This is a genomic window from Schleiferilactobacillus shenzhenensis LY-73 (assembly GCF_000469325.1).
Lineage (GTDB): Bacteria > Bacillota > Bacilli > Lactobacillales > Lactobacillaceae > Schleiferilactobacillus > Schleiferilactobacillus shenzhenensis.
The window spans coordinates 50,061-74,735 of record NZ_KI271589.1 but is presented as its reverse complement, the minus strand read 5'-3'; the positions used below and the strand labels follow the sequence as shown (position 1 = coordinate 74,735).

The window sequence follows — 24,675 nt, the reverse complement described above, 5'->3', positions numbered from 1 at the left end:
GCCGGAGCTTGCGGAGCTTTGGCACGGCGTCGAGGGAGAATTTTGTCCCAGTCCCTTGCTTATGCTTCGTTCTTCAAATTGTGCAGCATCAGCCGCAACAACCGGTGCAGCTCCGCCACTTCATCCGCCGTCATGCCGGTGGTCATTGCCTGTTCCAGCGCCTGGACCTGCGCGTCGAACTCGGGCTGGTGGGCGATCATCTCCCGCCGCGCGGTGGCCGTCATCATGATTTGCTTGTAGCGCTTATCAGCCGGCGTCGGGACAACGGCCACCATCCCCGCCTCCTTCAGCCGCTTGACCAGGCCGTTGATGGTCGGTCGGCTCAGGTTGAAGACGGATTCCAGGTCGCTTTGGAAGATGACCTTGTCGTGATGGCGCACAAGATACATTAATAGCTCCGCTTGGGCACTCGTCAACGCTGGCCGGTCGGGGGAAGACTGGGCCAGCCGATTATTGATTGCTTTCTGGATCTCCGTGTTCAATGCTTTAATCAACGGGCCAATATCGTTAGACACAGGGGCCATCTCCATTCCTCACCGTTCAGGCGGTCAACTTATCGAACTGACTGTTGTACAGTTTAGCATAGAACCCATTGGCGGCCATCAGAGTGTCGTGGTTACCGGATTCGATGATGCGGCCGCCGTTCAGAACCAGAATCTTGTCGGCGTTCTTGATCGTCGACAGCCGGTGGGCGATGACCAGGCTGGTGCGGCCTTTCGTGAGTACATCCATCGAGGCCTGCAGCTGTTCCTCGGTGCGGGTATCCACGGAACTGGTGGCTTCGTCGAGAATCAGCATGGGTTTGTTCCGAATCAGGGCCCGGGCAATCGTCAGCAGTTGTTTCTGACCAACAGAGAGGGTGACGGAATCGTCCAGCACTGTCTCATATCCCTGGGGCAAGGTCCGAATGAAGTGGTCGATACCCACGGCTTTGGCGGCATCGATGACTTGGGCATCAGTCACGGCCGGGTCGTTGTATTTCAAGTTCGCCATAATCGTATCGGCGAACAGCCAGGTATCCTGGAGGACCATGTCGAACTGGTTGCGGATCGTGGTGACAGAAAGGTCGCGGGTGTCGACGCCGTCGATTTTGATCGTCCCACTGGTGACGGGGTAGTACCCCATGAGCAGGCTGATCAGCGTCGTTTTGCCAGCGCCAGTAGGGCCCACGATGGCCACTTTCTCCCCGGCCCCAATATGGGCGGTAAAGTCATGGATGATGGGCTTATCAGCGGAATAGCCGAAGTTAACGTGGTCGAAGTCAATCGTTCCTTTGGCGCGGTCAATGTGTTGCGGCGCATTGGCCCGATCGTCCGCATCCCTTTCTGCCAGGAATTGGAAGACGCGCTGGAGAGCGGCTTGGGCCGATTGCAAGCCAGAGAAGGCTTGGGTGATCTGGCCCAGCGGCTGGGTGAAGATGCGCACGTAAACCATGAAGGCGACGACGGTACCGATGGTGATCGTGCCGTTGAGGACCAGTAGGGCGCCGACCACGCTGACGGCGACATAGCCGAAGTTGCCGACGAAGGTCATGAACGGCTGCATGATGCCGGAGAGGAACTGGGCCTTCCAGACGCTGCTCTGCAGCTTCCGGTTCAGGGTGTTAAACTGCTTGGTGGCGTGGGCGGTATCGTTATACGTGTTGACCACATCGTGACCAGAATAGGTTTCTTCAACGAAACTCGAGACCTGGGCCAGCTGGTTCTGCTGGTCGGTGAAATACTTCTGGGAGTGGCTGAGGAGCAGGACGACCACGACCATCCCCAAGAGCGACGAAACAATGGTGGTCAAGCTGAGCAGCCAGTTGCTGGCGGTCATCATAACGATTGCGCCGACAATCAGCACGACTGAGGACACCAGGGTACCCAGGCTCTGGTTCAGTGATTGGCCGAAGGTATCCAGGTCGTTGGTGACCCGGGAGAGCGTGTCCCCTTCGTTATGGGTGTCAAAGTAGGTAAGGGGCAGTCGATTGATTTTGCGCGATATCTTCGTCCGCAAGTCACGGGTGAAATTCTGGGAAACCGTGGCCATGATATAGGCTTGGGCATAAGAAGCCAGTGCCCCAATGCCGTAGACGACCGCTAAGAAGAGGACGATGCGGCCGATCCCGGCGACGTCCATTGTACCGCGCAGGCCGGCAGCAATTTTATTGGTAATGTCGCTGAGCTTGTTGGGCCCGAGCAGCGTCGCTAAGCTGCCGACTGCGGCCAGCACAATGGCGGCGATCATGGCGATGAGGTAGGGCTGGCCATAGTGGCGAATACCCGGGAGCAATTTCACTTTCTTTTCTTCTGCCATATTAGGCCAACTCCTTCTTACTTAACTGAGAATAGGCAATCTCTTGATAGACTTTGTTGTGGGCGAGAAGGTCAGCGTGGGTACCGATGCCGGCGACGCGGCCTTCGTCGAGGACCACAATCTTTGTGGCGTCCATGATGGTACTGATCCGCTGGGCGACGATCACTTGGGTTGTGCCCTTGGCTTCCTGGTGCAAGGCCTGGCGCAGCTTGGCGTCAGTGGCATAGTCCAATGCCGAGAATGAATCATCGAACATGAGGATCTCGGGCCGGCGGGCCACCGCTCGGGCGATGGCTAGTCGTTGTTTCTGCCCCCCAGAGAAGTTGTCCCCGTGTTGGGCGACCGGTGCGTCTAAATCGCTGGTGAAATCATCCGCTTGGGCAACGCGCAGGGCCCGGCGCAGGTCGGTGTCGGCGAGGGTGGCTGGCTTGTTTGCCCCGGTGCCGTAATCCAGGTTGCTGCGAATCGTCCCGGAGAAGAGAACAGCCTTCTGGGGAATGTAGCCGAACTTATCGTTCAAGGCTTCTTCAGGATAGTCTTTGACGTCCACCCCATCGATGGTGATGCGGCCGCCGGTGACATCGTAGCGGCGGGCCAGGAGATTCAAGACAGTGGACTTGCCGCTGCCGGTAGCCCCGATGAAGGCAATCGTGTCGCCAGGATGGGCGGTGAAGGACAGGTCGGTAATGGCGGGGGCTTCGGCGCCGGCAAAGCGGAACGTCACGTGGTCGAAGACAATCGTCCCGGCCGGTTCTGTGGCGGCAGGCACTTTGGATGGATAAGTGACACTGGGAGTCACCGCCAAGACGTCGTTGATCCGGCCGGCGGAGACAGAGACCCGGGGCAGGATGACGAAGATGATACTGAGGAGCAGGAAGGCCATGATGACCTGGAGGGCGTAACTAGAGAAGACGATCATGTTGGAGAAAAGCGTTAGTTTGGCAGCCCCGCTGGCGGCTTGGATCAGGCTCGCCCCAATCGCATATACCGCGAGCGTCAACCCGTTAGAAATCAATGACATCCCCGGGTTCATCAAGCCTAGGACACGGTTGGCAAATAGGTTGGTCCCAGTCAGTTCTTGGTTAGCTTGGTCGAATTTCTTGTTCTGGTAATCTTCTGCGTTGAAGGCGTGGACGACCCGGATGCCGTTCAGGTTTTCCCGGGTGACCAGGTTTAACCGGTCAGTCAGCCGTTGGACCCGTTTGAACTTCGGTTGGACCAGTGTCAGGATGACCGTCAGCATGAGCACCAAGACGACCACGGCCGCGCCGGTGGCAGTGGTCCACTGCCAGCCCTTGTTGGCAATCTTGGTAATTGCCCACACGGCGGTGATCGGGGCCTTGATCAAAACTTGCATGCCCATGGCGATGATCATTTGCACTTGGGTGATGTCGTTCGTGGACCGGGTCAGTAAACTGGGAATAGAGAATCGGTTGATATCGGCTGTGGAATACGCCATGACCCGATCAAAGACCTGACCGCGCACCCGAGCGGCGAAGCCCGCCGCAATGTGGGCAGCCAAGTAACCGACAATGACGGAAGAGGCCATACTCAACAGCGAGTACAGCAGCATCACGGCACCAGGCCGCAAGATCGTGGCGGCGGTGGTGCCTTTGGTCTCCAGCGCCGTGGTGATCTGGGTCATGTAGCCGGGAATGGCCAGTTCGAAGCCGACCTGGGCGGTGATGAAGAGGACACTGACGGCAATCGTCAGCCACTCTTTCTTGTTCAGGCGCTTGAGCAATTTCAGCATAAGGAACATCTCCTTGAATAATTAGCCTGCTAATTGTATCAGGATGAGGAAGGCTAGACACGAAGTCCAGCCTTCTTTAATCGTTTAGCATGCTAATCATTATACACGCTTTGATTGTCGATGCAAGCGACGGGGAGAATCGACGACCGCGGCGCATGCCGCTGCACAGGGGGCTAATAAAAGAAGCTCCGCTGATTGCTGCTACCCTTTCTTTACTTGAAACGGCCCGCCAAAACCCGTACCCTTGAGAAAACACCTGAGGAGGAGCCACTAATGGTCAAAATTCTCGTCGTAGAAGATGATACCCAGTTCAATGATATTGTACAGACGATTCTTCGGCAGGCCGGTTATATGGTAACTGGCGCAACAGAGCCTGCCCAAGCCTATGTTTTTATCCAGGCAGAGCACTTCGATTTGATTTTGTCAGACATTATGATGCCTAAGGTCGACGGCTATCAATTCGCCCAGCAAATCCGCCGGACTGACCCGGACATCCCCATTCTTTTCATCACCGCCCGGGATGACATTGCGTCGAAGGAACGCGGCTTCAATTCAGGCATCGACGATTACATGGTTAAGCCCATCAACTTTGATGAATTGCAGTTGCGCATCAAAGCGCTGTTGCGCCGGGCCAAAATCACAGAGGACAATGTGCTGACGGTGGGTAACCTGACACTGAATAGTGAGGCGGTCACCGCCACTCTGGCGGGGCAAGATGTACGCGTTACGCTGCGTGAATTTCAGATTCTATATAAATTGCTGGCGTACCCGAACCACGCTTTCTCCCGGGCAGAGCTCATGGATGAGTTTTGGGACTTGGCCAGCAATACCAGCATGCGTGCGGTTGATGTGTATATTACCAAGCTGCGGGACAAGTTTCAGGCGGCCGACGGGTTTACGATCAAGACTGTTCACGGGTTGGGCTATAAGGCGGTGATCAAGCAATGAAGAGAAGTAACCGTACACCGGTCCAGGCCCGAGTTAATCGGCATTTTTCCTGGTCCCAGTTTTTGGCGTCATTCGTCGTCATGAGCGTGCTGGCTGCTTTGCCGGGCCTGTTGTACAGCAATAATTGGCGGCGGGTCTGGAGTCCCTTCTTGCCCTGGTACATTTTGTATTGGGTTATTGCTGCTGCCGCTTTTTCCGCTTTTACGGCCTGGCAGAAATACCGTACTTTTGATACGCCGCTCAGGGCGCTGAGCGCCGCCGCAGAAAAAGTGGCAGGCGGCGACTTTTCTGTCTATCTGCAACCGGTTCATCCGCCACAACAATATGACTACTTGGATGCGATGTTTGCTAACTTCAACATCATGGTCGCTGAATTAAGCTCGACGGAGACACTGCGCGATGACTTTGTGGCGAATGTATCCCATGAGTTCAAGCGCCCGCTGGCGAATATTCAAGGATACGCTCAGGCGCTGCAGCAGCCGGGGTTAGATACTGCCACCCAACAACAGTACACCGCAGCCATCAATCGTGCTGTCAGCAATTTGGCCGCGTTAGTGACCAATATTCTGAAGCTCAACAAATTGCAAACCCAAGTGACTCCGCCGGAGCGTCGGCCGGTTGACTTGCCCGGGCAGCTGACCCGAACGCTATTGGATTACGACGAAGTTTTGGATAGCAAACAGCTTGCGTTGACGGTCACACTGCCGGACAAGTTAACCGTCATAAGCGATCCGGCACTGCTGATGATTTTGTGGCACAACATTATTGGTAATGCTGTGAAGTTTACGCCGGTTGCCGGCCATATCACCGTCGCTGCCCAGGAATCGGCGGGAATCGTCGGCGTGACGATCACAGATGACGGCCCAGGGATGGACGAAACGACGAAAGCGCACATGTTTGATAAATTTTTCCAGGGCGATACCTCTCACAGCCCGGACGGCAATGGGCTGGGACTGGCCATGGTCGCGCAAATCAGCCAGCTCATGGGTGTTCCTGTCAAAGTGACGAGTGTTCTTGGGCGGGGCACGACAGTGACGGTCACCCTGCAGACTGCGCAAGCTTAACATTTCAGAAACATTTTCCGAACATTTTGCCAATACGCCTCCCGTATTCTTGAATCATCAAGAAAACAGGAGGCGTATTTTTATGTCAGACGAAAACTTTATTGCTTATGAATACCTTGCCCAGACCGTACCCACGCCGTTGCGGGAATCATATGTGGACGGCTATCGGAACTTTGGTTGGCAACTGGTGGCCAACCGTGAGCACGCTCAGAACAGCACCTTAAAGTTCCGTCGCGATCGGGGATTGGCCCATAAGTCGGAACTGAATCGGTTGCAGAAGCAGTACGACCAGCAGATGGCTGAGATAGCGCGGCTGCATCGCTGCCAGCATTCACGACCAACATTCCTTGCGTTGCTTGTGGGAATCGCTGGTACGGCGTTCTTAGCCGGCTCGGTTTTTGCTTGGGAAGCCGTCTTCACTCTTTTGTCCATTGCCCTGGCAGTGCCGGGCTTCATCGGGTGGGCTCTGGCATATCCCCTCTACCGCTGGTCTGAAAGCAGAGCAGAGCGACGGCTGAGTCCCCAAATTGATGCGCACTATGACAATATGACGGCCACTTGCCAAGCAGCATTTGCACTGCTTTAAGGAGGACCGGGATGAGCTGCTTACCGTATGCTTTTCATTCGACGGAGAAAAGGAGGACTGCTGCGTGGCTTACATCATCGTGATGGGGTTGATCTGCGGGGTGGCAGTAACGACCGTGGACGGTTGGCGGAATGGCGAACAACTCATCGGCAGTGCCTTGGGCCTGACCGCTGGCGTTCTTGGTGCTGCTTACACGGCCCGGCTTTGGCCAGTGACGCTGCACGGTGCCGCTGGCTGGGCAATTGTGGCGGTGGGTGGCTGCCTAGTGAGTATGGTCACACTGATTATTTATCGGCAATACCGGCAGTGGTCTAACGATGGAAAACGAGGTAATAAATGACGACATTAACAGAAAAACAGCGCAATTTAGTTTTCACCGTCCTATTAGTTAGGGACTTTAATTTCTTCCCTGTTGCAAACGGCGTTGACAACAGCACTGCCGGATATCATCCAAGAAATGGGGGTTACTGCCAACGCTGGTCAATGGCTGACCAGCGGGTTCTCCTTGGCGATGGGAATCATGATTCCTGCGACGGCATGGCTGATCCAACGATTCCCGACCAAACCTTTGTTTATCACCAGCATGTTTTTGTTCAGTGCCGGTGCGCTGGTGGCTGCGATTGCACCAACGTTCGTTTGGCTGCTGATTGGCCGTATTACCCAGGCTTTGGGGACTGGGATCCTCCTTTCTCTGACCCAGGTCGTGATTCTGACCATTTATCCCCAAGCCCAACAGGGCGGCATGATGGGAATCTATGGACTAGCGGCGAGTGCCGCCCCAATCATTGCCCCCACCATCACCGGGTTACTGATCGATTACATGAGCTGGCGGATCATTTTTTGGTTTGGCCTCGGGGTGGCCTTGGTCGACATTATCTTTGCCCTCGTCGTGATGAAGGATGTTCTGCCGACGCGGCGAGAACATTTTGATTGGCCCTCCTTCCTGCTCGTCAGCGCAGCTTTCACCGGCATCACCATTGGCTTTGGTAATTTGGGCACTGCTCCCTTCCTCAGCAGCGGAATTGCGCTGCCACTCGGGGTGGCCCTCCTCATGGCCGTTGTGTTTGTCTGGCGTTCACTGCGGATAGAGAAGCCTTTACTCGATTTACGGGCCTTTCGCAACCGTGTCTTTCGCACGGCCGTCATCCTCAGCGTGTTGATGTATGCGATTTTGATTGCCGCGTCAACATTATTTCCAATCTATGTCCAGACGGTACATCATTTGTCCGCCACAGTGTCTGGGTTGATCATGATGCCCGGATCGCTGCTGATGGCAGTCATGAGCCCTATCACGGGCCGACTATACGATCGATTTGGCATTCGGCCGTTGGTGCTGACAGGAGGCACGCTGCTATTGGTCAGCAGTATTGGTACAAGCTTTCTCACAATCGGGACGTCTGTTGCGTACCTGACAGCGGTCTGGACTATCCGCAGTGCCGCCTTGGCGTGCATGATGATGCCGATCGTTACCTGGAGTGTGACGCAGCTCAGTGGTGGGGCAATTGCCTCGGCTTCAGCCATTCTGACGACTTTGCGGACCATTGCCGGGGCAGTCGGCGCTGCGGTGATGGTGGCGTTAATGGCCTTCGTGACTAAGCAGGGTCATGTCGGCCAGCCAGCGGTAGCGAGTGTTGGCGGAATGAACGCTGCATTCATGGCTTTAACTGTCTTGGCAAGTGTGTTGCTGGTTATCTCCCTCTGGTCAGTACGCCGGAATAAAGCGGTTGAGGGTGAATAAAAAGCCTATATCGTGGTCGGCCTACGGTAACAAAACAGTACTGACAATCAGCGCATCATGACTGGTTGTCAGTTTTTTTTTACAATGAAGCAAAAGCGGGCAACGATTGGTTACCGTGATCGTCAGCTGTCAGGGTTTGCTAGCTTAAGGTTCGAGATTATATGCCCACTGGTTTGGCATGCCGTTTGCTGGCAGATTAATGAGTTTCGGGAAACGGAGTGTGCTTTCATGACAAATCCAAAAATAATTGTTCAACAATTCGATATGGTCACGGCTCACAGCCAGATGACGTTAGGCGTAACGGCCAGCGGCCATCTGGTTTGTTTGTATTTGGGTGCACGGCTGTCGAGCCAGCCGTCATTCCAACATTTACTGACAGATCTGACCCACGTCAGCTACTTAACCGACACGGATGGAATCCATGATTTTCGGCTGGAACAATTGCCTATTGCCTATCCAGCATTTGGGTATCCTGACTTGCGAGAACCGGCGGTGGTGGTGGCTGATGAGACCGGCAGCCGGATCACGGATTTGCGCTTTGAGCACCGGACCGCGCTGGCGCGTAAACCAGCAATCAGCGGTTTGCCGAGTGCCCAAGCCGATGAGGCGACGAAGTCATGGGCCTATTCTTTGCGGGATCAGGCACTGGGATTGACGGTGACATTGATTATTAGCGCCGATGTCGACCATGACGTGTTTACTCAACACGTTGTCTATACCAACAAAGGCCCGCACGCGCTGACTATTGAACGTGCTTTCTCGTTTAATTGGGACTTTCTTTCTGACCAGTACACGATGCTGGACTTGACCGGGGCGTGGAGCCGGGAAACCCACCTGCAGATGGTGCCGCTGCATCAGGGCACCCAGGGCGTGGACAGCAAGCGCGGGGCAAGCGGGCACGGGCAGAATCCGTTTATTGCTCTGGCTGTGCCCGGGACGAATTGGCAGCAGGGCCAGGTGATTGGGGTCAATCTGGTTTACAGCGGGAATTTCACCGCCCAGGCGACGGTGGACATGCATCAGAATACCCGCCTGCAGATCGGCCTCAATCCGTTCAACTTCAGCTGGCAGCTGGGTCCGCACCGCACGTTCAAGACACCCGAGGCTGTCATTGTGGCCGCCACGCACGGATTGAACGAACTCAGTGCCCGTTATCATGAGTTTTACTTGGATAACCTGATGCGCCCAGCCATTGCCCGCATGCCACGGCCCATCGTGATTAACAACTGGGAAGCGACATACTTTGACTTTGACCGGACGAAGCTGCTGGCGTTAGCCCGCCAGGCCCAAGCTGTTGGGGCAGAAATGTTTGTATTGGATGACGGCTGGTTCGGCCACCGGGATGACGACACAACTTCTCTGGGGGATTGGGTGCCGAACACGACCAAGCTAGGCGGGTCGCTCAATAGCTTGATTCACGCCATCAACGGCATTGGGCTGCATTTTGGTCTGTGGGTCGAACCAGAAATGGTGTCGCTGGACAGTGACCTGTACCGGGACCATCCGGACTGGATCATCGCAGACAGGAAACACCAGCCGCAGCTGACCCGCAGCCAGTATGTGTTGGACTTGAGCCGGCCGGAAGTACAGAACTACCTGATGCAGACGCTGGATGACCTGGTCAGTAACCATCCCATCGATTACCTGAAGTGGGACATGAACCGGAATATCACGGATGCCTACACAGCGACGTTGCCGCCGCGGCGGCAGGGTGAATTTGAACATCGTTATCTGCTGGGTCTGTACCGCATCTTGAACACTTTGGTGACCAAGCATCCCCAGCTGCTGATTGAGGGTTGCGCCGGGGGCGGTGGACGTTTCGATGCCGGCATGCTGGCCTACTGTTCAACGATTTGGACGTCCGATGATACCGACGCGATTGCCCGCCTGCCGATCCAGGCGGGGACCAGCTTGCTGTATCCGGCGGCGGCCATGAGCTGTCACGTGTCTGCTGTGCCGAATGAGCAAGTCGGTCGCAGCACACCGTTAAACACTCGCGGGCTCGTGGCTGAACAGGGAGCTTTAGGCTACGAACTGGATTTAACGCAACTGGGCGACGATGAACTGGATGCGATCAAGGACCAAATTGGGGTGTATAAAGCATTGCGTGACGTGCTGCAATTTGGGCAATTCACGCGGCTGCCCGTAGCCAATCCGGCGAATGAATGGGCATGGTCTAAACAAGTGCCGGACTGCGTGGTCGTGGATCGGGTAACGGTGTTGGCCCAACCTAATACGGTTACGAAACGCCAGCGGCTGGTGGGCTTACCGACGAATGCCGTTTATCGAGAAAGAAACTCCGGCCGACTATACGCTGCCGACTTCTTGATGGCCGTGGGGTTGCCGGTGGCGCAGCCGCACCATGATTATGCTGCCCAGCGCTGGGTGCTGGAACGCGTATAACTGGTCACAAGACAGTCAATACTGACCAACCATGAAGTAGAAGTTACTCATACAATAGAAGAAAACGCTGTCTCAACGGTTTGGCACAGCACTTGCGTAGAATGATAATGAACCGTTCAGTTGAGTAAGCTGCGTATCAACCGGCGGAATATTGCGGAGGTGTTCAACATGATTGAAATGATGCGGGTCGATGATCGTTTGATCCACGGTCAAGTCGCCCTTCTATGGACGAAGCAACTAGGCCTGAACCGAATCATCGTCGCCAACGACAAGGCGGCCAAGAGCGAGATTCAAAAGAACGCATTACTGTTGGCAGCACCGGCAGGAGTTAAAGTTGCTGTCGTTGAGGTGGATAAGGCAATCAAGATGGCCAATGACCCTCGGGGGAAGAACTTTAAGATGTTGCTGCTCGTGAACAACGTTGACGACTTATATACGATCGTCAAGGGGGTTGAACCGGGTAGCACGAAGGTAGATATCGCCAACGTCGGCCGGGTCAGCGGTGATATTGAGAACAAACATAAGCTCACTGAGACGGTCTACTTAAGCGATGATGAGGTGACTAAGGCCAACGAGATCAATGACTTGGCTAAGAACTTTGTTTATCAACCGCTGCCCACAGATGAACCCAAGCCCTTTGAGAGCTTGTTGAAGGGAGTTCACTAATTATGCTGCTGTATCAAGCATTCATTATCGGCTTGTATGCCGCTTGGGGAAAGTGGTTTGGTATCTATGGTTCATTTGGCCAAGTGATGCCGTTCTTCTTCACCCCGGTCCTTGCCATTTTACTCGGTAAGAGCCCTGTTGACGCCTTAATGATTGATGCTGCCATTGCACTGGCTTTTTATGGGGTCATGCAGATTGGGGCCGTGATGCCGCAAGACACCGGCTTCGGAGGCACGTTGGGCTTGGGCTTTGCTCTCATTCTGAATCAAAAACCCGCCATCGCCGTAGCACTGGCTGTGCCCATTTCAATGCTAGCCGTTGTAGTGTGGAACTTACTGAAATTTTGGTTTACCACCAACGTGGAAGTCTTCGACAAGTACATTGACGAGCGAAACATGAAGAAGTTTAACCGATTATGGTGGATTCAGATGGCGGTCTATATTTTGACATACTTCTTATTGGCTTTTCTTGCCGTATTACTGGGTACTCACGGCATCAAGGCATTCGTGACCAGCATTCCTAAACCGTTTTTGAGTGGTTTGACCGTTGCCGCGGGCATGTTGCCGGCGGTCGGCATGGGTATGTTGCTGAAGTATGTTTGGAACATCGAATTCCTGCCTTTCTTCATTGCCGGATTCCTACTGGGCGCCTATCTCAAATTGCCGATTATGGCCATCAGTTTGTTCGGTGTCGTCTTCGGCCTGATTATGTTTTTCATCGATCGGCATATCAATGATGTCAAGAAGAGCAACCAGGCCCAAGCCGTCACTGCGGGACCAAGCACCGATGATGATGAGGGGGATTTCTTCAATGAATAACAAGACAACGACGACTAAGGACAACAAGATGCAGCTATCATCCGAAGAAATGAAAATGACCAAGAAGCTTTTCTGGCGCAACATGTGGCTCGGGTACTGCATGAGTTATACCCGCCAGCAAGGGGTTGCTTGGGATTGGATTCATGCTCCAGTCTACAAAAAGATTTATAAGGATGACCCAGACAAGTTCTGGGAAGCAATGAAACGAAACATGGAATTCTATAATACCACGCCCAATATGAACGGCATCGTCTCCGGCTTGGCGGTGTCCATGGAACAGGAGAATGCCAAGGCACCGGCAGATACGTTCGATACAGCTGGTATCAGCGGCATGAAGATCGGCCTGATGGGGCCGATGGCCGGCATTGGTGACACGTTCTTCGCCGGTGTCTGGAGTCTAATCTTAACCGGGATTGGTATTGGCTTTGCCAAATCAGGCAATTTGGCAGTGATGTTGCTGTCACTTGTTGGCTTGCCGCCTAATATTTTGATTCGCTGGTACGGCCAGAAATACAGTTACAAGTTGGGTAGTAAGTATATTTCGAAGGCCGTCCAGGATGGTTTGATGACGATGTTCACTCGGGCTACCTCCATCGTCGGGGTTACCGTCGTCGGCGGCATGATTGCCAGCCTCGTCAAATTCCCGCTGGTCTTCAAGACCAAAATTAACGGCACCGAGTTTGTACTGCAGAAGGTCTTCGACCAGATTATGCCGGGCATCTTGCCGTTGCTCCTTTCCGTAGGCTGCTTTGTCCTCTTACGGAAGGGCAAGAACCCCGTCCTGGTCCTGCTGGGTGTCGTAGCGTTAGGCTTTATCTTGACGTTCCTCGGCATTACCGGCGCGTAATCGATTGATATAACGGCGCAGCGCATTCGCATTGAGTGCGTTGCGTTTTTTGCGGAAGAAAGGAAGTTATCACATAATGAATAAGAATGGCCAACCCTGGCAAGACGATGCTGGTGAGCTGATTCAAGCCCATGGCGGAATGATTCTACAGCACGGCGATACGTATTATTGGTACGGCGAAAATAAGGATGCAGAGAATTACCGGAATGCGGCGGGCGTGAACATGGTACCGTTTGTGGGTATCTCCTGTTATACCTCGCGGGATTTGGTGACGTGGCATAATGCCGGCGTCGTCCTCAATACAGCGACGGATCCCACCCATACGCTAGGTCGCGAGAGTATCTGCGAGCGGCCCAAAGTGCTATACGATGACCAGCGCGACCGTTTCGTTATGTGGTGCCATTACGATACGCCAGACTATACCTTTGCCGGTAATTTGGTGGCGGTCGCGGACCAGCCCACCGGCCCGTTTGTCGTGCAAAAAGTCTTGCGCCCCAACCGGCGGGAGAGCCGGGACATGACCATCTATCAAGACGGCGGCCGCACGTACTTGATCCATAGTTCCGACATGAACAAAACGTTGTACTTCAGCGAAATGACGGATGATTATCTCGACTTTACCGGTTTTACGGCCAAAGCCTTCGTCGATCAGGAGCGGGAAGCCCCCACCGTGTTCCACGCCGGCGACTGGTACTACACGGTTACGTCAGGATGCACGGGCTGGCGGCCGAATCCGGCGCTTTTCTCTCGCTCCCATTTTCTTTTCTCCAACCAGAAGCTCATCGATAATCCCTGTATTGGTCCCCGGGCGCGGACGACCTACGATGGTCAGCCCACCTATGTGCTGCCGATTGCTGGGCAGTATTATCTGATGCTGGACCACTGGCAGCGGTTCGACTTGAAGCATTCCGGTTACAGTATCCTGCCGATTGAGATTCACGGGCGGGACTTGGTGATTCCGTGGACGGAGACGCCGTTTGGCGGGCAACTGGATTAAGGAGAGAAATCTAACGAAGAAAACGAGCCATTCATAGCTGGTTGGTGTGTTGTATTGACGGTTACTCCTGACAGGAACCAGGTTACCGTTACCTGAAAATACAAGTCGATATTCCGGACCGGCCGACAGACCCTGCTAATCGATTACGGTGAGGTTTATACCTTTGTGCGCGATAGGCGGTGACAACAACGCGTTAGAGCGACTGTTCAATATAGTGTTTAATCCTAGCGAAGATTAAACACTATTTTTGGCTAAACACTGTCTTGTATCCTTAAACAATCCATGCTACATTGAACTTAAGAAAATGTTTTCATTAGGTGCGGAGGCCAGCAAATGAAGTTCCATTATTGTCCAAACTGCGGCGCAGCGTTAATTGATCGAACTGCCGGTGATGACGGCCCCACGCCCTATTGCCAGCATTGCCAGCAGTTCTGGTTCCCTTCTTTTTCTGATTGCGTGATCGTTTTGGTGGCTAACGAGGCAAACGAGATTGCATTGGTTAAGATGCCTTACTTATCAACGCGCTATGCCGGCTTTGTATCCGGCTATATGAAGCCCGGAGAAACTGCGGAGACGACGGCACGGCGAGAAGTTGAGGAAGAATTAGGACTGACCTTAACCAGTCTGCGCTTTACGGGAACGTACTGGTTTGGTAAGACTGACACCTTGATGCACGGATTCATTGGGTTGACTGCTGACCATGAGCTGGTCCCTTCCAAGGAGTTAGCATCGGCGCAATGGGTCGCTGCCACCGATGTACCAGATTTACTATTTCCGGACAGACCCGAGAACACCGCATTTTCTGTCTATCGAGCATACATGGCACGGTGACTCAGGTCCAGTTAGTCAACAAAGACGTGAATGATAGGAGAAGTGAAAAATGGCATCAGCACAAGAACGGGTCCTCGGGTCTTTGGTCAAGTTGAGCCGGGGGACCGAGGCGGTGGAAACAATGGCCATTGCCGATGACTTAGGATTGAGCCGGTCAGTGACGAGCCATTATTTGTCGCAATTGTTGACAGACAAGAAGGTCAAGAAACTGAGCGGTCGGCCTGTACGCTGGCAGCCAGCAGTGGCTGCTGCCATCGTTGCGGTCACCCCAGCGCCAATGCCTTTGCACGCTTTTGCTAACATCATTGGGGCAGAGGGCAGCCAGGCCGATAATATCCGTAAGTGCATCGCGGCTGTCAAATATCCGGACGGCGGGCTCAATATGCTGCTCACTGGTAAGAGTGGTGTGGGTAAGACTTTTCTTGCTCAAACCATCTATGACTATGCCCGTGACGCTGGCGTGATTGCCCCGCAGGCACCGTTCAAGGTACTGAATTGTGCCGATTATGCCAACAATCCGGAGCTGCTTTCGTCCGTGCTCTTCGGCTATGTCAAAGGGGCCTTTACCGGTGCCAATGTTAATAAAGAAGGGCTGATCCAGGCGGCGGACGGGGGCTATTTGCTGCTGGACGAGATCCACCGGTTGTCCGGGGAGAATCAGGAGAAGCTGTTTACTTTCATGGACACCGGGCATTACCGTCCCATCGGCGAGAACCGCAAGGATCATGTTGCCCATGTCCGCATCATCTTGGCCACGACGGAGGATCCTAAGGCAGTGTTGTTGGACACCTTCCGCCGGCGGGTGCCGGTGAGTATCCATATCACCGCCTATGCCGACCGGCCGCTGGACGAGCGGCTGGACTTCATCCAGGCGCTGTTCCACGGGGAGGCTACACGGTTCGATAAATCCCTCACGATTGCCCCTGAAGTGGTCGAAATGTTGACGCAGCTCAAGCCAGTGGGGAATGTCGGCCGTCTGAAGAACCTGATCAAAGTGGCATGTGCGCGCGCGTATACCCGGCAAGCAACCCATAGCGAGAAGATGACGATCACCCTGGCTGATTTTGAAGGGGAGGGACTGACCGTACGGGCGGACCAGGCACCGGTGACCACTCCGATGGTTGTTGCACCGACCGAAGCCGTACTGGCTGATCACATCAGTAATGTCGGTGATGCGGCGGTTATTCGTCAATTTTTTCAGGAAAATCCGCACCCAACAGCAGCGGCCAGCCGTCTGATGATCCAGAACCTCGAAGCCCAGCATGCACACGACAGCATTCACCAAACGATTCTCCACACAGTCCACCGGCTGGTCTTCAAACAGATTGTTCGTCATCGTTTTGGCTTGAAGAGCACAACGGAGTATGAGCCGATTTTCTTCCGTCTCTATGCGGAACGAGTAACGGTGCCGTCTGCTCAGCTCAAACGCGTGCAGCAGGAAGTGGCCAATAATTTTCCCCGGTCACTCCATGTGGCCAGCCAATTCTATGCGGCACTGCCGGTGCTGGATAAAGCGAGCCAAGAATTACTGACCGCGCTGCTCGCATGCTGTATCAGTGAGCTCATCGACGAAAAAATTCCGCTACGCTGCTTGATGGTCGCCCATGGCAGCCATACGGCGACCAGTATCCAATCGGTGGTCAACCAGCTTTGCGGCAGTTATCTGGTGGATGCCATCGACATGCCTATTGACACGACGATTGACCAAATTATTGGGGAAGCCAAGCGCATCGTTGACTCCTTTGATACCTCCAATGGCTTTATCCTGCTGGTGGATATGGGCTCACTCAGCCAGTTGTACCGCAAGATTAAGAACGCCCTCAGCGGTGACGTGCTGGTCATCAACAATCTGACGACCGCCACCGCGCTGGATGTCGCGCTAAAGATTCAGAGCCGGCTGCCGTTTGAACAAATCGCCGAACATGCTCGGACGGATTACAGCATTTCTGCCCAATACTTCGAGGGCTTCGCCAAGGACCAGAACATCGTCATCTCCTGTATGTCCGGGCTGGGGATCTCCGAGAAGTTACGGGACATCTTTCACGAGGTGCTGGGCAGCCAGATCAGCTTGTTGACGATGGACTTCAGCCACTTATCGCAAAGTGTGCGGGCCAATGACCGGAGCGAGTTCGAATCCACTTTACTGGTCATCACCACCACCAACTTGCCAGAGTCATTCGCCATTCCCAATATTAATATTTATGATTTACTGGCGCCGCGGGGGCAGACTTTCCTGCATAATATCCTGAGGAAGTACATTGACCAGCGCACCTTCGATGACCTGTACAATCGCATTGTCCGCTTTCTCTCCATCGAAGGGGTCACCGAGCGGCTGTCCTTCCTCAATCCGACGGTGATTATCCAAGAGGTGGAGACGGTCATCTACAAGTTCGAGCATTATTACCACATTAAGCTCGACGGCAAGATCAAGCTGAACCTGTACATGCATATTTCTCTGATGGTGGAGCGCCTGATGACTGGCGCTGGGGCCGACCGGGCCAATGATTTGGCTCCGGAGAGCAAGGAAGAGCAGGAGTTCTTCGACGTGGCCAAGGGTATCTGCAAGCCCCTGGAGCTCAAGTACCACATCGATATTAACGGCTATGAGCTATCGCTCCTGTACCAGCTGTTCCAGGCGATTATCGACGATCAGAATACGCCAACAGCTTAAGAAAGAAATATGCCTATCAGTAAGCGTGCCAATTTCTGGCACGCTTTTTGCGTCCTGCATGGTGAAGACACGAAGCAGAAAAAGAAAGAGGTAGAAAATATGACGAAGACCCCTGCATGGGTACAGCCCTTATTTGACCAAGTGAGCGCAAAAGCCAAGGCTGAAGCGGAACGGTTGGGCAGCGCCATTCCCTACATTCCCGGAGAAGATGGTCACTACATCGATATGGGCAAGAAAGACGTGATTTGGTGGACGAACGGCTTCTGGGCCGGCACACTGTGGCTCCTGTATCATGCCACGGGAGATGACCAATTCAGAACGACGGCAGAGGCCAATGAAGCGGTCCTTGACGGAGCGTTCGACCAGTTCATCGGGCTGCACCACGATGTTGGGTTCATGTGGGATCTGTCGGCTGTGGCTGATTATCGGCTGACCAAGAACAATCGCGCCTGGGCGCGCGGTTTGCACGCAGCGACGCTCCTGGCTGGTCGTTATAATCCTCGGGGCAAGTACCTGCGGTCTTGGAACCGGGATCGGCCGGGTTGGGTGATCATCGATAGCATGATGAATATTAACCTGTTGTACTGGGCGCGGGATGAACAAAACGATCCCCGCTATGGGTACATGGCCGAGGACCACGCGGATACAGTGATGAACAACATTGTCCGGCCGGATGGCTCAGTCGCCCACATTGGTATTTTTGATCCGACCACTGGAGAACTGTTGAAGACTGACGGCGGTCAAGGCTATGGTGAAGGGTCATCCTGGTCCCGGGGGCAAGCATGGGCCCTGTACGGCTTTGCGCTGAGCTATGCACATACCCAAAAAGAAGACTACTTAGACACTGCCAAGCGGGTCGCCAACTATTTTCTTGCCAACATCGCCGATACGGGGGACGTTCCCTTGGTGGACTTCCGGGCACCGGCGGAACCAAAAATTGTGGATACTTCTGCGGGATTGTGTGCTGCGGCCGGATTGATCACCCTCAGTCGCCAGGTTCCTGCACTAGAACAATCTCTGTACTACGACGCTGCTGTGAAAATTGTTAAAGCGGTAGCGGATGATTACTTGGACTTAGATCCGGCCACGGACGGCATCGTTACCGGTGGGACGCCGGCGTATCATGATCCCCAACACGAAGTCCGGATGATCTATTCTGATTTCTTCTTGGTCGAAGCGTTGGTGAAATTACTGGGCAAGGATTTTTTGATTTGGTAAGCTAATAAGCTAATTTGGCATGCCGTTTGCTTATATGAATATGGAAGCGTTTCTAAACACAATGGAGGTGGCATGATGATTGCAATGATGCGTGTCGACGACCGGCTGATCCATGGTCAGGTCGCGGTCATGTGGACCAAGAACTTGCAGGTAGATCGCATCTGGGTGCCTAATGACCAAATCGCCAAGAACGAGATTCAAAAGAGTGCGCTGCTGATGGCGGCACCAGATAGTGTCAAAGCGGCGATTCTGCCGGTGGCCAAGGCCATTGGCTTGCTGAACAACCCCCGGGCGGCGAAGCTCAAGATTTTGCTAATCGTCAACAACGTCCCGGATCTGCTGCGGATCGTCAAAGAGGTACCGACGACGGGCACTAAAGTGGACATTGCTAACGTCGGTCGGATAAGCGGCGACTTGGACAACAAGAAGAAGATCACGGATACCGTGTATTTGACCGCCGATGAGATTGCTCGGGCCAAGGAGATTGGTGCCTACAGTGATAATTATGTGTACCAGCCGCTGCCAGGTGATAGTGCGATTCCGTTCATGAACTTACTGAAGGAGGCATAACGATGTTTGTCAATGCATTGATGGTGGGCACCGCCCTCACCATTCAAAAATGGGGTGACTGGTACGGCAGTCTGGGGTTCAACCGGCCCATGGTAGCCGGGACGATCGTGGGTTTGCTGCTCGGCCATCCCACCCAGGGGATCATGATTGGGGCGGCCCTGGAACTGGTTTACTTAGGGAGTATCTCCCTAGGCGGGGTAATGCCCCAAGACTTTGGCATGGGGTCGGTTTTCGGCACTGCATTCGGTATCCTGCTATCATCTAAGACTTCTGTAGCCATTGCTTTGTCTCTGCCCATCAGCATGCTGGGCACGCTGCTGTATCAACTCTTTAAGATTTGGGCGACCGCACTGGTGCCGCGCTTTGAAGCCCATTTGAAAGAGCATAATATCAAGGCATTCAACCGTTTATGGCAAATTCAGCGGGCAGTGTACTTAACGATGTGGTTCCTCCTCGGGTTCGTTGGGATCATGGCCGGAACCAACGCCATCAAAGCGCTGGTCAACGCTATTCCCCAGCCGATTATGAATGGTCTGACAGTGGCGGCGGGCATGTTGCCGGCTGTCGGGATTGCGTTATTAATGATTACGTTGTGGAATAAGAAATTAGCGCCGTGGTTCTTTCTGGGCTTTGGGTTAGTAGCCTTCTTCAAAGGAACCATGATCGAAGTGGCCTTCATCGGTATTTGTATCGCGGTGCTGGTGGCCGTGGGTGATCTGGCCAACCGGCACAACAGCGGCAACAATGGCCATCCCCAGCAACCCATCAATGCAGCAGCGTCGGACGAGAGTGTGGAGGAGGATTTCTTAAATGACTGAACAAGTACAAAAGACCGACAGCTTCTTAACGAACAAGGCGGATGAGAAATGGTTCTACCGCAAATTGTTCTGGCGCCAAAACTGGCTGATGTTCTGTACGTCCTATACAAAGCAGCAAGCGGTCACGTATTCGTGGGTTCTAGAACCGTTCTTGAAGAAAATCTACGGTGCTGATAGCGACGGCTTTTACGACGCCATGCTGCGGCATCAGGACTTCTTCAATACCACCCCGATGATGGCGCCGTTCATCATGGGCTTGAATACCTCCATGGAGCGAGAGAATCATGACAAGGGCGGCAGCTTCGACGTATCCTCCATCGCTGCTATCAAAGCGGCTTTGATGGGTCCCTTTGCCGGGTTAGGTGACTCGGTGCAACAGGGGGCGTTACGGATCATCGCCACGGGGATCGCGATCGGGTTCTGCCAGAAAGGGATGTGGCTGGGACCGCTGTTGTTCCTCTTGATCTACAACATCCCTAACATGCTGATTCGCTGGTATGGCGCCAAGTTAGGGTACTCAGTTGGCCAAGACTTTGTGGCCAAGACTATGGCTAACGGGATTTTCAAGATCATTACCAAGGCCGTGTCTGTCCTGGGTCTGATGATGATTGGGGCGATGACAGCACAGTACGTGTCCTTCACCACCACCTACCAAGCCAAGATGGCCGGGCAGACCTTTAAGTTACAAGGGGTACTGGACCAGATCCTGCCTGGCTTGCTGCCGCTAGTGCTGGTTCTTGCCTGCTTCGCCTATCTGCGGAAGAAGAACCGGCCGGTCCGGGTACTGGTCGCGATCCTGGTGTTGGCCCTGGTCCTGACCTTCCTGGGCATCACTGGCGGCAAGACCGCTTAGCACGTTTTTGAACGATACGCGACGGACAGCCGGACAAGGCGGTCTGCCGCGTTTTCTTATCACTGAAAGAGAGGCTGTTATGGCGATACAGGTATTATGTACGGATTTGGACGGGACGCTGCTGAATAATCAGAAAGAAATTGCGCCGGCGGATGTCGCAGCGATCTCACGGTGGCAGGCAACGGGACGATTGTTTGGCATCACCTCCGGGCGGCAGGAAACGGGCGAGGCCCGGGCGCTGCGGACATTGGTCAGACCGGATTTTGTGGTCTGTTTAAACGGGGCACTGGTCATTAAAGCTGACAGGCAGCGAAAACGACGGCCGCTCAGCGCTGCTGCCGCTGCGCGGGTGATTACGGTGATGATGCAGGCGAACGTGCAGGAGATCGTCGTGACGTTCCAGGGCCTTTCTCATCCCTTAGACATGCACAGTGGCCGCTTCGCCGGCATTGATCCGGCGGCTTTGCCCGGTGACGGCCGGGGCATCGATAAGCTGTCGGCAATCATTAAAGATCCCCAGACCCGGGCAAAGCTTATGTTAGCGCTGCATCAGCTGCCGGTGACGACCACCCATTCCGACACGGATTATCTGGAAGTGACTGGGCCGGGCGTCACCAAAGCCAGCGGCTTGACGGTGGCGCTGGGTGCTGCTTGTCCACTCGCCCAAGTCGCGGCAGTGGGCGATTACGGCAACGACGAAGAGATGATCAAGCAGGTGGGTATCGGCTATGCCGTGGCCAACGCGACTGCTCGGTTAAAGGCGGTGGCGGACCGCTTGACCGTGGCCAATACGGATGCACCGATCAGTCACATCGTCAATGATTTGCTGGATACAAAGAACTAATCAAAAGGAGCGGCTGCTGCTGGGGGAGACCAGCGGTAACCGCTCCTTTTTGAACTGGTGGATTAGGCGTTATGGCCCCAAACTGCCAGTTCGGTGAGGGCAGGGAAGGTGGACGAGTCCTGATCCTTGATCAGATGAATCAGCCGTAATCCGGTGACGGTCCGGGGTGTTATGGGGAAGGCTTGGGGCGCAGCTGTTTTCTCTAGGGACAGCGTTTCTTGGCTGCCGTCAGAGAAGGCCGCAGTGACTTGTGTCCAATAACTATCGTGGGGATAGTCTGCCCGCAAGACTAGCGCAAGGTGATCGACCGTTACCGACCGGCCGAAGTCCAGGGCCAGCTCGGCGTCGTCCCGATTATCGATGCCCCAAGATTGGAATGGATAATTACCGTGCTTCTCGTTGGCGACCATCCCGTCAATGGCATTGCGAGCGTAGAAAGCCGGCTCGTTCCGGGTCTCGGCATTGGCAGTGACATGAGGGAAAGCACCGCTGGCGGCATGCTGGTCGTGGCTGTTTTCCGCCCAGTTGCGCTCGCTGCTGATTTCGGCGGCGGTGGCCAAACGGGCCCAGGCATAGTGATTGCGGCCGAGAAAGGCGCCGTCAGGATAGGGCCACTCCCGCTCGGTGTTGAAGGGGATGGTGAAGGCCCATTGCTTGGCTGCGAGGTACAGCAGGGCCGGTTTGAGGGCGGCATCCATTTGCACCCAGACATAGGCGGGGGCTTTGCTGACGGTAACGACGAGCTGGTCACCGGCGGCGTATTGGTGGGGGTAACTGAGATAAGCCTCAGTACCTGGCTTACTTTCTTGTAACACTTGCGGACCATGCATTAAACAGATCGTGAGGGACATATGATCGACTCCTTGTGTTCAATCGTTTTCCCTGTTCTGCAAGCAAATAATGTGCCATGATAGCGATGACATGGGTTTGGCACGGCAATTGCGTAAGCTAAGGCGAAAACCCAAAACTGCAAGGAGACGGAAATATGACTCGGATTATTTTTCTATCACATAACCAACTGGCGGCCGGCATGAAGGCTGCCGTCGAGATGATTGCTGGACCGCAAACCAACTTGGAAGCCCATGGGCTGATGCCGGGGCACAAGCCGGACGAAATCATTAACGCGCTGCGCAAAACGATTACCCCGGATCAGGATGTGATCATTCTGGCTGACCTGGTGGGCGGCAGTATGTGTAACGCCGCGATGGCCCTGCTCAACCTGCCCAACGTGACGCTGATTGGCGGGATGAACCTAGCCATGGCGCTGCAGACCGTGTTGACGCCGCCTAAGAATGATGAGGACATCGCCACGATGATTGCTCAGGCCCAAGCCAACGTTCAGCACGTGGTACTGAAGAAAGTCGTTAATAATGACGGCGAGGCGTTTTTCTGACGCCCACCCGCCGTTGCCAGCCCGGGGAGGGGACGCACGATGACGATGAATCAAGGCTTTTCTCTAAACCAAACGCAAACCCAAAGACTAGCGCTGACGCAAGGGATGCGCCAGGCGATTGCCATGCTGCGGCTGGATGCGCTGGATCTGCAGGATTATCTCGAGAACATCAGCATGGAGAACCCCCTGATGAACATCAAGATGCCATTGATGCAGCCGGTGGCGAGTCGGCCGACGGGAACCGGTGAGAGTTATCAAATCAGGGACACCCATGGCTCGCTTTTTGCCTATTTGTTGGATCAAGTACACCTGACGATGCGTAAGACGCCGCTGCGTGCGCTGGTCGTCTATTTGATCAACCAGCTGGAGCCCAGCGGCTACTTGCCCTTGACGGATGACCAGATTCTACAGCAAGTCGCCGTTTCACCGGTGATGCTGATGGACGCCAAGACCTTGCTGCAGCAATTGGACCCGCCCGGCGTCGGCGCCCATGATCTGCAAGAGTGTTTACTGTTGCAGACAGAAAACGACCCGGACGCTGTGCCGGCAGCAGCCTCCATTCTCCGGGACCATTTTCAAGCGTTGAAAGACCACCGGTGGACGGCCATTCAAAAGAAGCTGGGGCTCAATGATACGGAGTTTGGCGGGGCGATGACGTATATTCGCTCCCTTTCTGCCAATCCGGGCTTGCCGTATAACCACACCCAGACCAGTTACGTGATTCCGGAGCTGCGGGTAACGAGCCAAGACGGCAAGCTGTCGCTCACACTGATTCGGCATAACCAGCCCCAGGTGGTATTCGCCCAGGAGACGTACGATCCAGCTGAAGCAATCCACCGATGCTGAGGTCCAGGAGTACATCACCGACCGATACAGCCAGTACCAGTCCGTGATGTATAACATTCAGCGGCGGACGGATACCTTGATGATGGTCGGTCGGCAAATCGGGCGCGCCCAATATGCCTTTTTCACAGGACAGCGCCAAACGATTGCCCCGCTTCTGCTGCGGGATATTGCGCAGAAATTGCAGATCAGCGAATCGACGGTCAGCCGGGCGATCAATGATAAATATATCGAGACCGACCAGGGCGTCTTCCCGTTGAAGGACTTCTTCTCGCGGTACAGCGGCGGTGACGAATCGACGGACCAGTCGGTCGACCAGATGGTGGCCGCGCTCAAAGCCATCGTGGCCGGCGAAACGCCCGGACAGCCGCTGAGCGACGAACAGATTGCCCAGGCCCTGACGGCCCGCGGTTACCAAGTCGCCCGCCGGACGGTCGCCAAGTACCGCCAAGAGAATCATCTTCCCTCTTCTGCCCAACGGCGGCGGAACGCAAAATTGAAAGGATAATGAGCCAC

24 protein-coding genes are annotated in these 24,675 nt (G+C 54.5%); 20 read left to right on the top strand and 4 right to left on the bottom strand.

The window, feature by feature from the left end:
- Positions 1 to 59 precede the first annotated feature (59 nt).
- The 3 genes from L248_RS07815 to L248_RS07805 are packed head-to-tail and all read right to left on the bottom strand — an operon-like array spanning position 60 to position 4,051.
- Positions 60 to 515, bottom strand: a complete 456-nt coding sequence (locus L248_RS07815; protein ID WP_022529619.1) for a MarR family winged helix-turn-helix transcriptional regulator — start codon at positions 513 to 515, stop codon at positions 60 to 62.
- 25 nt (positions 516 to 540) lie between these two features.
- A complete protein-coding gene (locus tag L248_RS07810) occupies positions 541 to 2,298 on the bottom strand; it encodes an ABC transporter ATP-binding protein (protein ID WP_022529618.1) in 1,758 nt (585 codons plus the stop codon).
- Between the two features lies 1 nt (position 2,299).
- Positions 2,300 to 4,051 (bottom strand): ABC transporter ATP-binding protein, encoded by a 1,752-nt coding sequence (locus L248_RS07805; protein WP_022529617.1) that lies wholly within the window; start codon positions 4,049 to 4,051, stop codon positions 2,300 to 2,302.
- Between the two features lie 273 nt (positions 4,052 to 4,324).
- On the opposite strand from L248_RS07805, the gene L248_RS07800 reads away from it, so the two are divergent.
- From L248_RS07800 to L248_RS07720, 17 genes are all read left to right on the top strand, one after another.
- The gene (locus tag L248_RS07800; protein WP_022529616.1) at positions 4,325 to 4,999 is read left to right on the top strand and encodes a response regulator transcription factor; all 675 of its coding nucleotides are present in this window, start codon (positions 4,325 to 4,327) and stop codon (positions 4,997 to 4,999) included.
- A 149-nt stretch (positions 5,000 to 5,148) separates the two neighbouring features.
- Entirely contained in the window at positions 5,149 to 6,063 is a 915-nt protein-coding gene (locus L248_RS07795) for a HAMP domain-containing sensor histidine kinase (RefSeq protein WP_245585281.1), read from the top strand.
- An 82-nt stretch (positions 6,064 to 6,145) separates the two neighbouring features.
- Positions 6,146 to 6,649 (top strand): hypothetical protein, encoded by a 504-nt coding sequence (locus L248_RS07790; RefSeq protein WP_022529614.1) that lies wholly within the window; start codon positions 6,146 to 6,148, stop codon positions 6,647 to 6,649.
- A gap of 64 nt (positions 6,650 to 6,713) precedes the next feature.
- On the top strand, positions 6,714 to 6,989 hold the full coding sequence (locus L248_RS07785; protein WP_022529613.1) for a hypothetical protein: 276 nt from the start codon (positions 6,714 to 6,716) through the stop codon (positions 6,987 to 6,989).
- An 84-nt stretch (positions 6,990 to 7,073) separates the two neighbouring features.
- Positions 7,074 to 8,387: a DHA2 family efflux MFS transporter permease subunit gene (locus tag L248_RS07780; protein ID WP_245585280.1), complete on the top strand. Its 1,314-nt coding sequence runs from the start codon at positions 7,074 to 7,076 to the stop codon at positions 8,385 to 8,387.
- A 228-nt stretch (positions 8,388 to 8,615) separates the two neighbouring features.
- A complete protein-coding gene (locus L248_RS07775) occupies positions 8,616 to 10,790 on the top strand; it encodes an alpha-galactosidase (protein ID WP_022529611.1) in 2,175 nt (724 codons plus the stop codon).
- Positions 10,791 to 10,958: 168 nt separating this feature from the next.
- Entirely contained in the window at positions 10,959 to 11,456 is a 498-nt protein-coding gene (locus L248_RS07770) for a PTS sugar transporter subunit IIB (RefSeq protein ID WP_040535673.1), read from the top strand.
- Between the two features lie 2 nt (positions 11,457 to 11,458).
- Positions 11,459 to 12,274 (top strand): PTS sugar transporter subunit IIC, encoded by an 816-nt coding sequence (locus L248_RS07765; protein WP_022529609.1) that lies wholly within the window; start codon positions 11,459 to 11,461, stop codon positions 12,272 to 12,274.
- Positions 12,267 to 13,121: a PTS system mannose/fructose/sorbose family transporter subunit IID gene (locus L248_RS07760; RefSeq protein ID WP_022529608.1), complete on the top strand. Its 855-nt coding sequence runs from the start codon at positions 12,267 to 12,269 to the stop codon at positions 13,119 to 13,121. The genes L248_RS07765 and L248_RS07760 overlap by 8 nt, the downstream gene beginning before the upstream one ends.
- A 76-nt stretch (positions 13,122 to 13,197) precedes the next feature.
- Positions 13,198 to 14,118: a glycoside hydrolase family 43 protein gene (locus tag L248_RS07755; RefSeq protein ID WP_040535586.1), complete on the top strand. Its 921-nt coding sequence runs from the start codon at positions 13,198 to 13,200 to the stop codon at positions 14,116 to 14,118.
- Between the two features lie 333 nt (positions 14,119 to 14,451).
- On the top strand, positions 14,452 to 14,949 hold the full coding sequence (locus tag L248_RS07750) for an NAD(+) diphosphatase (protein ID WP_022529606.1): 498 nt from the start codon (positions 14,452 to 14,454) through the stop codon (positions 14,947 to 14,949).
- 49 nt (positions 14,950 to 14,998) lie between these two features.
- Positions 14,999 to 17,620: a sigma 54-interacting transcriptional regulator gene (locus L248_RS07745; protein WP_022529605.1), complete on the top strand. Its 2,622-nt coding sequence runs from the start codon at positions 14,999 to 15,001 to the stop codon at positions 17,618 to 17,620.
- Between the two features lie 99 nt (positions 17,621 to 17,719).
- On the top strand, positions 17,720 to 18,838 hold the full coding sequence (locus L248_RS07740; RefSeq protein ID WP_040535671.1) for a glycoside hydrolase family protein: 1,119 nt from the start codon (positions 17,720 to 17,722) through the stop codon (positions 18,836 to 18,838).
- A gap of 75 nt (positions 18,839 to 18,913) precedes the next feature.
- A complete protein-coding gene (locus L248_RS07735; RefSeq protein ID WP_040535583.1) occupies positions 18,914 to 19,408 on the top strand; it encodes a PTS sugar transporter subunit IIB in 495 nt (164 codons plus the stop codon).
- A gap of 2 nt (positions 19,409 to 19,410) precedes the next feature.
- Entirely contained in the window at positions 19,411 to 20,226 is an 816-nt protein-coding gene (locus L248_RS07730) for a PTS mannose/fructose/sorbose/N-acetylgalactosamine transporter subunit IIC (RefSeq protein WP_022529602.1), read from the top strand.
- Positions 20,219 to 21,079, top strand: coding sequence for a PTS system mannose/fructose/sorbose family transporter subunit IID (locus tag L248_RS07725; RefSeq protein ID WP_022529601.1), 861 nt, complete (start codon positions 20,219 to 20,221; stop codon positions 21,077 to 21,079). The genes L248_RS07730 and L248_RS07725 overlap by 8 nt, the downstream gene beginning before the upstream one ends.
- 79 nt (positions 21,080 to 21,158) lie before the next feature.
- Positions 21,159 to 21,923 carry an HAD hydrolase family protein gene (locus tag L248_RS07720; protein WP_040535580.1) on the top strand — a complete coding sequence of 255 codons (765 nt, stop codon included), beginning with the start codon at positions 21,159 to 21,161 and terminating at the stop codon, positions 21,921 to 21,923.
- Positions 21,924 to 21,985: 62 nt separating this feature from the next.
- Here L248_RS07720 and L248_RS07715 read toward each other — a convergent pair whose 3' ends face one another.
- Entirely contained in the window at positions 21,986 to 22,774 is a 789-nt protein-coding gene (locus tag L248_RS07715; RefSeq protein WP_040535577.1) for a hypothetical protein, read from the bottom strand.
- A 134-nt stretch (positions 22,775 to 22,908) separates the two neighbouring features.
- On the opposite strand from L248_RS07715, the gene L248_RS07710 reads away from it, so the two are divergent.
- The 3 genes from L248_RS07710 to L248_RS15175 are packed head-to-tail and all read left to right on the top strand — an operon-like array spanning position 22,909 to position 24,667.
- Positions 22,909 to 23,316 carry a PTS sugar transporter subunit IIA gene (locus L248_RS07710; RefSeq protein WP_022529598.1) on the top strand — a complete coding sequence of 136 codons (408 nt, stop codon included), beginning with the start codon at positions 22,909 to 22,911 and terminating at the stop codon, positions 23,314 to 23,316.
- A 39-nt stretch (positions 23,317 to 23,355) separates the two neighbouring features.
- Positions 23,356 to 24,162, top strand: coding sequence for an RNA polymerase factor sigma-54 (locus tag L248_RS15180; protein ID WP_022529597.1), 807 nt, complete (start codon positions 23,356 to 23,358; stop codon positions 24,160 to 24,162).
- A complete protein-coding gene (locus L248_RS15175; protein ID WP_342665173.1) occupies positions 24,095 to 24,667 on the top strand; it encodes an RNA polymerase factor sigma-54 in 573 nt (190 codons plus the stop codon). Before L248_RS15180 ends, L248_RS15175 begins: the two co-directional genes overlap by 68 nt.
- The last annotated feature ends 8 nt before the right edge of the window (positions 24,668 to 24,675 follow it).